This is a genomic window from Pseudomonas sp. PA-6-3C (assembly GCF_021605825.1).
Lineage (GTDB): Bacteria > Pseudomonadota > Gammaproteobacteria > Pseudomonadales > Pseudomonadaceae > Aquipseudomonas > Aquipseudomonas edaphica.
The window spans coordinates 69052-80886 of sequence record NZ_WKDV01000007.1; the positions used below are offsets into that span (position 1 = coordinate 69052).

The window sequence follows — 11835 nt, forward strand, 5'->3', positions numbered from 1 at the left end:
GGGTGGGCGGCAACTCCGCCCACGCTCAACCGCAGGTCTTCAGGTTTACCGGGCCGACGAACTCGTTACCGCGCCCCATCACACACGCCACAGTCTGGTTGCGCTGGCGCTCCCAGGGTTGCACCGGATAGGTCTTGTTCCAGGCTTCATACAGCTGGCGGTCCTGTTTTGACAGGCGCAAGCCGTATTGTTTGCTCATGTAAAAATACGTTCGGGCGATCATTCCGCGAATAGACGGGCGGGGCATGACTTTTTTGGCCTTGAAATCGACCTGGGTCAGGCATGAGCCGTACTGCCCGCGTTGCGCCGGCAGCCAGCCAAAACTGAAGTTGTTACGGTCGCCATTGACCTCGCCGATGCTCGGCACCAGGTTGTGCAGGTCCGCCTCGGCGCGCTTGAACACATCATCGTGACGCGTACAGTTTTTGCGCCCGCCGGCTTGCCAGCACTGGCGCTGATGTCCGATCTGCCAGGCCGGGACGATATGTTCCCATTCGATGCGTGCGGCACGGTTGGCATTTTTGCGCGGTACGTAACCGCAGGCTTTCAAATCGACCCGGTTGCCGGTGTATTTGCAGCCACAGTAGAACTCCGTGGATTGCGGGGCGTAGAGCTTCCAGGCGACTTTCTTGGCCTCGCTGAAGGTTCGAGGCGCCTGTGCGTGGGCTGTAACGGCAAAAAACAGGCAAAAAACAGCAATAAAACGGCCACTCATTGAATCAATCTTCCTTCGGCACAACCCAGAAAATCTGCACGCCACCGTCATCCCGGTAGGCGAGGGTGACGTTGTCGTTCTCCGCAATCTCCTCCAGCAAGCGCGCCCATTCCTCCTCAGGCTCATCCGGCAAGCGGAAGATCAAGGCCGCCTTGGCTTTCTGGGCGTTGGTCGAATTGATGATTTTTTGCACGCGAACGGCAAGGCGTGCGTAGGCGTCAGGGGTTGGCGCTGCAGAAGAGGACGTTGCCACGGAGTATTCCTTAGTGTGCTGTACGGGCATACAGTATTTAACTGTTACGATTTTCGCAACTGCTTAAAATTCAGAAGGTTTATGTGGCGGCGATTCGAGCGGGGTTATGCAGCGCGGGGAGTTGTATCCAGGTGTAAGAGGAGAGGTAGAGGCGGGCAAACCCGCCTCTACGCGTGTTACCGGGGGATCAGTATTCCCAGAACATCCGTTGCAGCTCTTTGCTGTCCTGGGTCTTGGTCAGGGCAACCATCGCCAGAATCCGGGCTTTTTGTGGGTTCAGGTCATGTGCGACGACCCAGTCGTACTTGTCGTCAGGCTGTTCGGCATTGCGCAGAACGAAACCACCGGCATTCACGTGGGAAGAACGAATGATCTGCACACCTTGCTTGCGCAGTTCCTGCAGGGCAGGCACCACCTTGGAAGACACCGAACCGTTACCGGTACCGGCATGGATGATGGCTTTGGCGCCGGCCTGGGCCAGGGCTTTGACAGCCGTGTCGCTCACGTTGCCGTAGCCGTAGGCGATTTCAACGTCCGGCAGGCTCTTGATGGTCTTGATGTCGAATTCGGAATCCATGGTGTGACGCTTGGCAGGCAAGCGGAACCAGTAGGATTTGCCTTCAACCACCATGCCCAGCGGGCCCCATGGGCTCTTGAACGCTTCAGTCTTGATGTTGATCATTTTGCTGACGTCGCGACCCGATTGGATCTCGTCGTTCATGGTCACCAGTACGCCCTTGCCGCGCGCGTCTTTGCTGCCGGCAACGGCCACGGCGTTGTACAGGTTGAGCATGCCGTCCGCCGACATGGCGGTGCCTGGGCGCATGGAGCCGACCACCACGATTGGCTTGTCGGTTTTTTCCACCAGATTGAGGAAGTAAGCGGTTTCTTCCAGGGTGTCGGTGCCGTGGGTGATCACGATACCGTCCACGTCCTTGCTGTCGGCCAGTTCGGCAACACGACGGCCCAGTTGCAGCAGGTTTTCGTTGTTGATGCTTTCGGACGCAATTTGCATCACTTGTTCGCCGCGTACGTTGGCGATCTGACTAAGCTCAGGAACGCCGGCGATCAGTTGTTCGATGCCGACTTTGGCCGCCTGGTACGTGGCACTGTTGGCCGCACTGGCGCCGGCGCCAGCAATGGTGCCGCCGGTGGCGAGGATCACGACGTTGGACAGTTTGGTCTTGGTTTCAACTTCCTTTGCCTGGGCGGCAACGGGGAACAGCAGCAGGAGGGCGAGGGCGCCCGGAACAAAAGTCTTCAGTGCAGATTTCATTATTTTTCTCTCTGGTTTTTGATGAGTGCTGTAGCAGGTTCATCGAGAACACCCGGGCCGTTCTGAATGCCGCGAGGTGCTTGGAAAGAGCAGGATTTGTACCAAGCCCATGATGTTCGCGGTCATAAATTAACGTGTTGATTTAAAACAACTTATATTGAATTTTAAGATGAGTGGGCAGCGTGCTCGTCCGGCATTCCGAACAGCAGGGTGGTATTGCGTTCGGTTGTCCGAAAACCATGATGGAATATCAACGGTGGGTGTGGGACTTGGGCGCCATAGCCTGTCGTTTTAGACAGCGACCGGGAGAAGCTGAGGTTCAATCCTGCGACCCGCAGGGTGATAGGGAAGGTAACGGAGCGCCTGGATGAAAGACGCTTTTCACCCGTTGACAAATCTCGACAAGGTTCTCATAGTTTGAACAACGCAAACGTTTGCGAGATGTTTCGCAGTGCAAGCGTTGCTCACAATAATCATAAGATCGGAGTGAACCCATGAAGCTGCCATTTGCTGGACGTCTTCTTGCTGTCGCTGTGCTTGCTGCCGCATCCGCTGCTCTGCCCCTTTCCTCTGCTTTTGCCGATGACGCCGCCGCCAAACCCAAGGTCGGCCTGGTGATGAAGTCCCTCGCCAACGAATTTTTCGTGACCATGCAGGACGGCGCCAAGGCTTATCAGAAAGAACACGCCGCCGATTTCGACATGATCACCAACGGGATCAAGAACGAAACCGACACCAGCGCGCAGATCGATATCGTCAACCAGATGATCCTCGCCAAAGTAAACGCCATCGTGATTGCTCCGGCTGATTCCAAGGCGCTGGTCACCGTGTTGAAGAAAGCCTCCGATGCCGGCATCAAGGTCGTCAACATCGATAATCGCCTTGACCCGGACGTGCTCAAAAGCAAAAACCTCGATATCCCGTTCGTAGGTCCGGACAACCGCAAAGGCTCCAAGCTGGTGGGTGACTACCTGGCCAAGCAACTGAAGGCAGGTGACAAGGTCGGCATCATCGAAGGCGTGCCGACCACCACCAATGCCCAGCAGCGCACCGCAGGCTACAAGGATGCGATGGACGCCGCGGGCATGAAGATTGTTTCCACCCAATCGGGTAACTGGGAAATCGACCAGGGCCAGAAGGTGGCGTCCGCCATGCTGAGCGAATACCCGGACCTCAAGGCACTGCTGGCGGGTAACGACAACATGGCCCTGGGCGCTGTCTCTGCCGTGCGTGCGGCGGGCAAGGCCGGCAAGGTGCTGGTGGTTGGCTATGACAATATCGAAGCCATCAAACCTATGTTGCAAGACGGCCGCGTACTCGCGACCGCCGACCAGGCCGCAGCCCAGCAAGCGGTGTTCGGTATCCAGAACGCGCTCAAGCTGGTCAAGGGTGAAAAAGTCGATGCCAAAGACGGCGTGATCGAAACCCCAGTCGAACTCGTCCTCAAGAAGTAATCCTGGCAGCACCCAACAGCGCCCGCTCGTCCTGAGCGGGCGCCTGGAGATTTTCCTATGTCATCTTCCGCCCCGAACGCTGTCCTCTCGGTCAGCGGTATCGGCAAGACCTATGCCCAACCGGTACTGTCCGACATCACCCTGACGCTCAATCGCGGGGAAGTGCTGGCGCTGACCGGTGAGAATGGCGCAGGTAAAAGCACCTTGTCGAAAATCATCGGCGGGCTGGTCACGCCGACCACCGGGCACATGCAGTTCAATGGTCAGGATTACCGTCCCGGCAGCCGCACCCAGGCTGAAGAGCTGGGCGTGCGCATGGTCATGCAGGAACTCAACCTGCTGCCGACCCTGACCGTGGCCGAAAACCTGTTCCTGGACAACCTGCCCCGCAACTGTGGCTGGATCAACCGCAAGCAACTGCGTAAAGCTGCGATCGAAGCCATGGCCCAGGTCGGCCTGGATGCGATCGACCCGGACACCCTGGTGGGGACGCTGGGCATTGGCCATCAGCAGATGGTCGAGATCGCCCGCAACCTGATCGGCGACTGCCATGTACTGATCCTCGACGAACCGACGGCCATGCTCACGGCCCGTGAAGTCGAGATGCTCTTTGAACAAATCACCCGCCTGCAGGCTCGGGGCGTGGCGATCATTTATATTTCACACCGGCTTGAAGAGCTCGCCCGTGTTGCCCAGCGCATTGCAGTACTGCGTGACGGCAAGCTGGTCTGCGTCGAGCCGATGGCCAACTACAACAGTGAGCAGCTGGTGACCTTGATGGTCGGCCGCGAGCTGGGTGAGCAGATCGACCTGGGGCCACGCACCATTGGCGGCCCGGCGCTGACGGTCAAAGGCTTGACCCGTTCGGACAAGGTTCGCGATGTGTCCTTTGAAGTGCGTGCCGGTGAGATCTATGGCATTTCAGGTCTGATCGGCGCCGGCCGCACTGAATTGCTGCGTCTTATCTTCGGTGCCGACCTGGCCGACAGCGGCACCGTGGCCCTGGGTTCGCCAGCCCAAGTGGTGAGCATTCGCTCGCCGGTGGACGCAGTGGGCCATGGCATCGCGCTGATCACCGAAGACCGCAAGGGCGAAGGCCTGCTGCTGACCCAATCCATCAGCGCCAACATTGCCTTGGGCAACATGCCGGAAATCTCCGGTGGCGGCGTGGTCAACAGCCGCGACGAAACTGCCTTGGCCAAGCGCCAGATCGATGCCATGCGCATCCGCAGCTCCAGCCCGGCGCAGTTGGTGTCCGAGTTGTCGGGCGGCAACCAGCAGAAGGTCGTGATTGGCCGTTGGCTGGAGCGCGACTGCGCGGTAATGCTGTTCGATGAGCCGACTCGCGGTATCGACGTCGGCGCCAAGTTCGACATTTATGCCTTGCTCGGCGAATTGACGCGCCAGGGCAAAGCGCTGGTGGTGGTATCGAGTGACCTGCGCGAACTGATGCTGATCTGCGATCGCATCGGTGTGCTGTCTGCCGGGCGCTTGATCGAGACCTTCGAGCGCGACAGCTGGACCCAGGACGAATTGCTCGCCGCCGCCTTTGCCGGCTATCAAAAACGTGACGCGCTGCTCAACGACGCAGTGCTTAGGGAAACACCATGAAAATCACTTCTTCCCCGGGCAAAACCGGCGGCAACTTCTACGGCCTGGGCACCTACCTGGGGCTGGCCGGCGCCTTGCTCGCGATGATTGCGCTGTTCTCGGTGCTCAGCGACCACTTCCTGTCCTATGACACCTTCAGCACCCTGGCCAACCAGATCCCGGACCTGATGGTGCTGGCGGTGGGCATGACGTTCATCCTGATCATCGGCGGCATTGATCTGTCGGTGGGCTCGGTGCTGGCACTGGCCGCTTCGGCGGTCAGTGTGGCGATTCTGGGCTGGGGCTGGAGCGTGTTGCCAGCCGCATTGCTGGGCATGGGCTGCGCTGCGTTGGCGGGCACCATTACGGGTTCGATTACCGTGGCATGGCGCATTCCGTCGTTTATCGTGTCCCTTGGCGTGCTGGAAATGGCGCGTGGCGTGGCCTACCAGATGACCGGCTCGCGCACCGCCTATATCGGTGACTCCTATGCCTGGCTGTCGAACCCGGTGGCTTTCGGGATTTCGCCGTCGTTCATCATTGCCCTGTTGGTGATCATCGCCGCTCAGTTGGTGTTGACCCGTACTGTATTCGGTCGCTACCTGATCGGCATCGGCACCAACGAAGAAGCCGTGCGCCTGGCCGGCATCAACCCCAAGCCTTACAAGATCCTGGTGTTCAGCCTGATGGGCCTGCTGGCCGGGGTGGCGGCATTGTTCCAGATTTCCCGCCTGGAAGCGGCGGACCCGAATGCCGGCTCCGGCCTGGAGCTGCAAGTGATCGCCGCCGTGGTGATCGGCGGCACCAGCCTGATGGGCGGGCGTGGTTCGGTTATCAGCACCTTTTTTGGCGTGTTGATTATTTCGGTACTGGCCGCCGGCCTTGCGCAGATCGGTGCGACAGAGCCAACCAAACGCATCATTACCGGCGCCGTAATCGTGATTGCCGTGGTCCTCGACACCTACCGCAGCCAGCGCGCCAGTCGGCGGGGCTGAACCATGGCAACGATCAAGGATGTGGCCGCGCTTGCAGGTATTTCCTACACCACTGTGTCCCATGTGGTGAACAAGACGCGGCCGGTCAGCGAGCCTGTGCGCATCAAGGTGGAAGCGGCGATCAAGCAACTGGACTACGTGCCGAGTGCCGTCGCGCGCTCGCTCAAGGCCAAGACCACTGCGACCATCGGCCTGCTGGTGCCCAACAGCCTTAACCCGTATTTTGCCGAGCTGGCGCGGGGTATCGAGGATTACTGCGAGCGTAATGGCTATTGCGTGATCCTCTGCAACTCCGACGATAACGCCGAAAAGCAGCGCAGCTATCTGCGCGTGTTGCTGGAAAAGCGCATCGACGGCCTGATCGTGACCTCGGTGGGCGGCGACGACAGTGGCCTTGCCGCAGGCTTGAGCGCGGTGCGCACCCCCATGGTAATTGTCGACCGAGCACTGGACGGCATTGATGTCGACCTGGTGCGCATCGATCATGAGCAGGGTGCCTACCTGGCAACCCGGCATTTGCTGGAGCTTGGTCACCGCGACATCGCCTGCATTGGCGGCCCCAGTCATACCCGCGTGGCGCAAATGCGTCTTGCCGGCTATCACCGCGCGCTGCGTGAGGCGGGCGTGGAAGTGCCAGCCAATCGCACCCAGGAAAGCGATTTCACCAGCACCGGTGGTTATGCCGCAGCGGTACAGCTACTGTCGGAAAACCCGCCCAGCGCGATTTTCGCCAGTAACGATATGATTGGTTTCGGCGTGTTGCGTGCAGCCGCCGAACGCAATATCCGTGTGCCTGGCGAGCTGTCGGTGATTGGTTTTGACGATATTCAAATGGGTCGCTACGTGTACCCGGCGCTGACGACGGTCGGGCAGTCGATCGTGCAACTGGGCGAGACGGCGGCCGAGCTTTTACTGCGACGAATTGCAACACCCCAACTGCCGATCGATCAGCGCATCGTGACGCCGAGCATTGTTTTGCGTGAGTCGACGGCGCCGTTTGCCGGTGTGTTCGCCCAATACCGCTGAACCGAATTGATGAGTACTGATGTATGCCAGCAAAAGTAGTGGTAATAGGCAGCTTGAACATGGACCTGGTCACCCGCGCCAGTCGCTTGCCGCGCGCCGGTGAAACCCTGATCGGCCAGACGTTTTCCACCGTGCCGGGCGGCAAGGGCGCCAATCAGGCGGTGGCCTCTGCGCGCCTTGGCGCTGAGGTGGCGATGATCGGCTGTGTGGGCACGGATGCCTACGGCGCGCAATTGCGTGATGCGCTGCTGGTGGAGGGCATCGATTGCCAGGCCGTCAGCACGGTGGATGGCTCCAGCGGCGTGGCGTTGATTGTGGTGGATGACAGCAGCCAGAACGCGATTGTGATCGTGGCTGGCAGCAACGGTGAGCTCACGCCCGCGTCGTTGCAGGCGGCTGACGCGGTACTGCAGGCAGCAGATGTCATCGTCTGCCAGTTGGAAGTGCCGATGAGCACGGTTGGCCAGGCGCTCAAGCGCGGTCGTGAATTGGGCAAGACCGTGATCCTCAATCCGGCACCGGCCAGTGGCCCGCTGCCAGAGGAATGGTATGCCTCGATCGATTATTTGATCCCCAACGAAAGCGAGGCCAGCGCCTTGAGTGGTGTGACGGTCGATTCACTCGACGGCGCCAAGGCTGCCGCAACGCTGCTGCTCAAGGCGGGTGCCGGCAAGGTCATTATTACCCTTGGCAGTCAGGGCGCGTTGTTTGCCGATGGCAAAGGTTTCGAGCACTTGCAGGCGCCCAAGGTCAAGGCGGTGGACACCACGGCTGCCGGTGACACCTTTGTTGGCGGTTTTGCCGCGGCGCTGGCCAATGGCAAAAGTGAAGCCGAGGCTATCCGGTTTGGCCAGGTGGCTGCCGCGCTGTCGGTCACGCGGGCGGGTGCGCAACCCTCTATTCCTACGCTGCAGGACGTACAAGGTTTTATCCCCTCATGAAAAAGACACCATTGCTCAATATTGCGCTGTCGCGCGTGATCGCATCCCTCGGCCACGGTGACATCCTGGTGATCGGTGATGCCGGCCTGCCAGTGCCGCCAGGCGTCGAGTTGATTGACCTGGCGCTCACCCAGGGCATTCCGGATTTCATCAGCACCCTGCGCATTGTGCTCAGCGAGATGCAGGTAGAAAGCCATGTGTTGGCCGAAGAGATCCTGCTCAAGCAGCCACCTGCGCTGACGCCACTTAATGTGTTGACCGAACAGGCCGCCTTGGGCGAGCGCCGTTTGGTCAGCCATGAAGAATTCAAGCAGCTCAGCCACAAGGCCCGCGCCGTGGTGCGCACGGGCGAGTGCCAGCCGTATTGCAATATCGCGCTGGTGTCCGGCGTTACCTTCTAGAGTTTCCCTACGACAAGGAGTGTTTCATGCAACGTGGTCTCCCAACCCTGAAAAATCTATTTCGGAGTGTCCTGCTTTTGTCCGCACTCACCGCAGCCAGCGCCCACGCGGCGGAAAAAATCGACCTGATCATCGACACCGACCCAGGCGCCGATGACGTCGTGGCGTTGCTGTTTGCCATGGCGTCCCCGCAGGAGCTGAGCATTCGTGCGCTGACCACCGTCGCCGGTAACGTGCGCCTCGACAAGACCTCCCGCAACGCGCGCCTGGCCCGCGAGTGGGCAGGGCGCGAAGACATCCCGGTGTACGCCGGCGCGCCAAAACCCATGCTGCGCACGCCGATCTATGCGGAGAATATCCATGGCAAGGAAGGTATTTCCGGGGTCGCCGTGCATGAGCCGAAAAAAGGCCTGGCCGAAGGCAATGCCGTTGACTACCTGATCAAGACCCTCAGCACCGCCAAGCCTCACAGCATCACCATCGCCATGCTCGGCCCGCAGACTAACCTGGCACTGGCGTTGACCCAGGCGCCGGAGATCACCCAAGGCATCAAGGAAGTGGTGGTGATGGGCGGGGCGCATTTTAATGGCGGCAATATCACCCCGGTGGCTGAGTTCAATCTGTTCGCGGACCCTGTCGCGGCTGAAATTGTGCTCAAAAGTGGCGTCAAGCTGACTTACCTGCCGCTGGACGTGACCCACAAGGTGCTGACCAGTGACGCGCGCCTGAAACAGATTGCCGACATCAAGAACAATGCGAGCAAGGTGGTGGGCGATATTCTCAATGAATACGTCAAGGGCGACATGGAGCACTACGGCATCCCGGGTGGCCCGGTGCATGACGCTACCGTGATTGCCTACCTGCTCAAGCCTTCCCTGTTCAGCGGCCGTGAAGTCAACGTGGTGATCGACAGCCGCGAAGGCCCGACCTTCGGCCAGACCGTCGTCGACTGGTATGACGGCCTCAAGCAGCCGAAGAACGCATTCTGGGTTGAGAACGGCGACGCCCAGGGCTTCTTCGATCTGTTGACCGAGCGCCTGGCCCGTCTGAAGTAAGGTGTTTGCCGGTCGGCGCTCGCCGGCCGGGTCTTATTCGCGCTCGGGGTTATGAGCGCCCATGTGGTCGGCCGGGTATTTCTCGAATACCTGGCCGATGAACGCCTGTGCGGCCTGAGTGCCGAGCTCCTTGACCAGCAGGTCGATTCCGATGATGGCCAACTCCTCCGGGCTTCCGGGGCTGTAGGAGCTTTGTCCTTGAGGCCACTTGGCTTTGATGTCGGCTTGGAGGGTTACGGTACTCATGGTCGGGGCTCACGGGGCGGGAAGGCTGGGCAATGCGCTGGAACGCGGTTCTAACCGGGGCAGTTAACCATTTTTGCGTAGGGTTTGGCAGTGCTACTTAGGCATGAGACGTTTCGGGATGAGGCCGATGCTGTGCGACACTGTTACCCCATTCAATTGCCGGGGACACCAGGTGCAGATCGATTTGAACAACCCCGAGAACCTCACGCTGGAAGCCGTGCGCCAGTTGCTCGCGAGTGCCAGTGACGACGAGCACACCCAGTTGCGGGTGACCAAGGGCGGTATCGCGTTTATTTCTTCCGGGAAGGCCGTAGGCGGAGTCGACATCGACGGCCTGCTGTTTCGCCTCGAGACCTGGGCCAAAGGCTCGGGTTATGTCGGTAACGTCGCGGCCAGCGATGAAGTCTGGGTCCGGCAGATTTTCAACGCGCTCCAGCAGAACTGGCCGAAGCCGCCGTTTGACTACATCGATATCTACTGAATTCGTTCATATCTGGTGACGATTGATCCGGCGAATGCTCGCCTTGAGTCAGGCAGACTTGCTCTTAGGCGATTTACGTCTTGAAACCAAACCGCCAGATCGCTGTCGCACGATCTCTGTCCATTTTTTTCATAGGAGGCTTCATGCCTTGGAAGCTCGCATCATTCGGTACTTTGTTGGCAGCACTCGCGTTGGCGGGTTGCAGCACCCCGGGTGCCCCTGAGCCGGGCAAAGATGCCGCCGTTGCCGATGCAGGTCACACTCGCTGCGAGTCGAAGGCTGCCGAATTCGCTATCGGCCAGAAAGCCTCGCCTCAATTGCTGGAGCAGGCGCGTACCCGTGCCGGCGCGCAGAACGCACGGATCCTCAAGCCTAACGACATGATCACCCTGGAATACCGCTCCGACCGTCTGAACCTGAACACCGACGACAACCTGGTGATCACGCGGGTCAACTGCGGCTGATCGCCTCCCGGCTTTTGCAGCGCCCATAAAAAACCCCGTCACATGGACGGGGTTTTTTTTAGCTCAGCGGAGAATTACTCGCCGCGAACCTGTGCAGCTTGCATACCCTTTTGGCCTTTCTCAGCCACGAAGGAAACGGTTTGGCCTTCTTTCAGGCTTTTGAAACCGTCGCTTTCGATAGCTTTGAAGTGTACGAACAGGTCGTCACCGCCACCTTGAGGAGTGATGAAGCCGAAGCCTTTTTCATCGTTGAACCATTTAACGGTGCCGGTTTGGCGATTAGACATGGTGTATCTCCAAGAAACATATATTTTCAGTAGTGCTGTGCTGCTCAGGCCAACTGGGCACACCGGGGTATCATAGTCGAAATGTTCGGCTTGTAAGCCCCCCCAAGGCATTGTTTGCTAATCAATAGCGTTGCGTTTAGTGCCTTGGTTGGCTGAAAGCCCCGATCTACGGGGCTTTGCAGCGAAATACCAGCTGTTAAAAAAAGCCGTAAAAGCTGAGTAATTTGTGCGAAATGGCAGTTTTCAGGCTGTTTTTTCAGTCAAATGGCCGTCTGATCAGTGGTCGTTGTTATTTTTTCTTCACGACTTTGCAGGACGAAATAGCCGCGACAGCTTTGTTTTTTAGCTCGGGGCTGGAGTTCGGGTTAGTCATGAGCTCTTTGATTTCAGCGGTGCTCAATTCGGCATTGATCTTGTCCGCGCCACATTCGCAATGGCTTTTGGCGGTTTTGGCGTCCACGTTTTGTTGGGCTGCCGAGCTGCAATCTTTGATGAAGCTGTCACGGGCACCTTCAGGCCAGTTCGAAGGGGCGGCGGCGTGTGCGCCAACAGACAAGAAAGCCAGGGAAGCGGCGAGAGCGAGGGTCGAGGTAAAGCGCATCATGAAGTGCTCCTTTGATTCGTGGGCAAACAGCGATTCTCAGCGGGTTT

15 protein-coding genes are annotated in these 11835 nt (G+C 59.1%); 9 read left to right on the forward strand and 6 right to left on the reverse strand.

Annotated features, from left to right (window positions below; genetic code table 11):
• Positions 1-25 precede the first annotated feature (25 nt).
• From GIW48_RS07115 to GIW48_RS07125, 3 genes are all read right to left on the reverse strand, one after another.
• Complete coding sequence (locus GIW48_RS07115; RefSeq protein WP_056861270.1) at positions 26-715, reverse strand: endonuclease; 690 nt, start codon at positions 713-715, stop codon at positions 26-28.
• 4 nt (positions 716-719) lie between these two features.
• Entirely contained in the window at positions 720-968 is a 249-nt protein-coding gene (locus tag GIW48_RS07120) for a DUF1654 domain-containing protein (protein WP_017138765.1), read from the reverse strand.
• A gap of 187 nt (positions 969-1155) precedes the next feature.
• Positions 1156-2244, reverse strand: coding sequence for an asparaginase (locus GIW48_RS07125; protein ID WP_017138766.1), 1089 nt, complete (start codon positions 2242-2244; stop codon positions 1156-1158).
• Between the two features lie 494 nt (positions 2245-2738).
• Between GIW48_RS07125 and GIW48_RS07130 the strand changes: the two genes are divergently transcribed.
• The 7 genes from GIW48_RS07130 to GIW48_RS07160 are packed head-to-tail and all read left to right on the forward strand — an operon-like array spanning position 2739 to position 9706.
• Complete coding sequence (locus tag GIW48_RS07130) at positions 2739-3698, forward strand: sugar ABC transporter substrate-binding protein (protein ID WP_017138767.1); 960 nt, start codon at positions 2739-2741, stop codon at positions 3696-3698.
• Between the two features lie 57 nt (positions 3699-3755).
• The gene (locus GIW48_RS07135) at positions 3756-5309 is read left to right on the forward strand and encodes a sugar ABC transporter ATP-binding protein (protein ID WP_017138768.1); all 1554 of its coding nucleotides are present in this window, start codon (positions 3756-3758) and stop codon (positions 5307-5309) included.
• Positions 5306-6283 (forward strand): ABC transporter permease, encoded by a 978-nt coding sequence (locus tag GIW48_RS07140; RefSeq protein WP_099549914.1) that lies wholly within the window; start codon positions 5306-5308, stop codon positions 6281-6283. The genes GIW48_RS07135 and GIW48_RS07140 overlap by 4 nt, the downstream gene beginning before the upstream one ends.
• A 3-nt stretch (positions 6284-6286) precedes the next feature.
• On the forward strand, positions 6287-7309 hold the full coding sequence (locus GIW48_RS07145) for a LacI family DNA-binding transcriptional regulator (protein ID WP_099549915.1): 1023 nt from the start codon (positions 6287-6289) through the stop codon (positions 7307-7309).
• 23 nt (positions 7310-7332) lie between these two features.
• A complete protein-coding gene (gene rbsK / locus GIW48_RS07150) occupies positions 7333-8250 on the forward strand; it encodes a ribokinase (protein WP_236460740.1) in 918 nt (305 codons plus the stop codon).
• Complete coding sequence (gene rbsD, locus GIW48_RS07155; RefSeq protein WP_099549917.1) at positions 8247-8651, forward strand: D-ribose pyranase; 405 nt, start codon at positions 8247-8249, stop codon at positions 8649-8651. Before rbsK ends, rbsD begins: the two co-directional genes overlap by 4 nt.
• Before the next feature lie 26 nt (positions 8652-8677).
• On the forward strand, positions 8678-9706 hold the full coding sequence (locus GIW48_RS07160; protein WP_017138773.1) for a nucleoside hydrolase: 1029 nt from the start codon (positions 8678-8680) through the stop codon (positions 9704-9706).
• A 33-nt stretch (positions 9707-9739) separates the two neighbouring features.
• Here GIW48_RS07160 and GIW48_RS07165 read toward each other — a convergent pair whose 3' ends face one another.
• Positions 9740-9952, reverse strand: coding sequence for a hypothetical protein (locus GIW48_RS07165; protein ID WP_017138774.1), 213 nt, complete (start codon positions 9950-9952; stop codon positions 9740-9742).
• A gap of 172 nt (positions 9953-10124) precedes the next feature.
• Here GIW48_RS07165 and GIW48_RS07170 point away from each other — a divergent pair, with 172 nt between their 5' ends.
• Entirely contained in the window at positions 10125-10433 is a 309-nt protein-coding gene (locus GIW48_RS07170; protein ID WP_026013818.1) for a hypothetical protein, read from the forward strand.
• Between the two features lie 143 nt (positions 10434-10576).
• A complete protein-coding gene (locus GIW48_RS07175; RefSeq protein WP_017138776.1) occupies positions 10577-10897 on the forward strand; it encodes an I78 family peptidase inhibitor in 321 nt (106 codons plus the stop codon).
• Positions 10898-10971: 74 nt separating this feature from the next.
• Here GIW48_RS07175 and GIW48_RS07180 read toward each other — a convergent pair whose 3' ends face one another.
• Both GIW48_RS07180 and GIW48_RS07185 read right to left on the reverse strand, forming a co-directional pair.
• Positions 10972-11184 (reverse strand): cold-shock protein, encoded by a 213-nt coding sequence (locus GIW48_RS07180; RefSeq protein WP_003234260.1) that lies wholly within the window; start codon positions 11182-11184, stop codon positions 10972-10974.
• Between the two features lie 289 nt (positions 11185-11473).
• Complete coding sequence (locus tag GIW48_RS07185; protein ID WP_017138777.1) at positions 11474-11788, reverse strand: hypothetical protein; 315 nt, start codon at positions 11786-11788, stop codon at positions 11474-11476.
• Between the last annotated feature and the right edge of the window lie 47 nt (positions 11789-11835).

What these genes read in the sequence shown, in the direction of transcription:
- GIW48_RS07180 (WP_003234260.1), bottom strand. Translation starts at nt 11,184, where the DNA reads ATGTCTAATCGCCAAACCGGCACCGTTAAATGGTTCAACGATGAAAAA.
- rbsD (WP_099549917.1), top strand. Translation starts at nt 8,247, where the DNA reads ATGAAAAAGACACCATTGCTCAATATTGCGCTGTCGCGCGTGATCGCA.
- GIW48_RS07165 (WP_017138774.1), bottom strand. Translation starts at nt 9,952, where the DNA reads ATGAGTACCGTAACCCTCCAAGCCGACATCAAAGCCAAGTGGCCTCAA.
- GIW48_RS07175 (WP_017138776.1), top strand. Translation starts at nt 10,577, where the DNA reads ATGCCTTGGAAGCTCGCATCATTCGGTACTTTGTTGGCAGCACTCGCG.
- GIW48_RS07125 (WP_017138766.1), bottom strand. Translation starts at nt 2,244, where the DNA reads ATGAAATCTGCACTGAAGACTTTTGTTCCGGGCGCCCTCGCCCTCCTG.
- rbsK (WP_236460740.1), top strand. Translation starts at nt 7,333, where the DNA reads ATGCCAGCAAAAGTAGTGGTAATAGGCAGCTTGAACATGGACCTGGTC.
- GIW48_RS07160 (WP_017138773.1), top strand. Translation starts at nt 8,678, where the DNA reads ATGCAACGTGGTCTCCCAACCCTGAAAAATCTATTTCGGAGTGTCCTG.
- GIW48_RS07115 (WP_056861270.1), bottom strand. Translation starts at nt 715, where the DNA reads ATGAGTGGCCGTTTTATTGCTGTTTTTTGCCTGTTTTTTGCCGTTACA.
- GIW48_RS07145 (WP_099549915.1), top strand. Translation starts at nt 6,287, where the DNA reads ATGGCAACGATCAAGGATGTGGCCGCGCTTGCAGGTATTTCCTACACC.
- GIW48_RS07130 (WP_017138767.1), top strand. Translation starts at nt 2,739, where the DNA reads ATGAAGCTGCCATTTGCTGGACGTCTTCTTGCTGTCGCTGTGCTTGCT.
- GIW48_RS07135 (WP_017138768.1), top strand. Translation starts at nt 3,756, where the DNA reads ATGTCATCTTCCGCCCCGAACGCTGTCCTCTCGGTCAGCGGTATCGGC.
- GIW48_RS07140 (WP_099549914.1), top strand. Translation starts at nt 5,306, where the DNA reads ATGAAAATCACTTCTTCCCCGGGCAAAACCGGCGGCAACTTCTACGGC.
- GIW48_RS07185 (WP_017138777.1), bottom strand. Translation starts at nt 11,788, where the DNA reads ATGATGCGCTTTACCTCGACCCTCGCTCTCGCCGCTTCCCTGGCTTTC.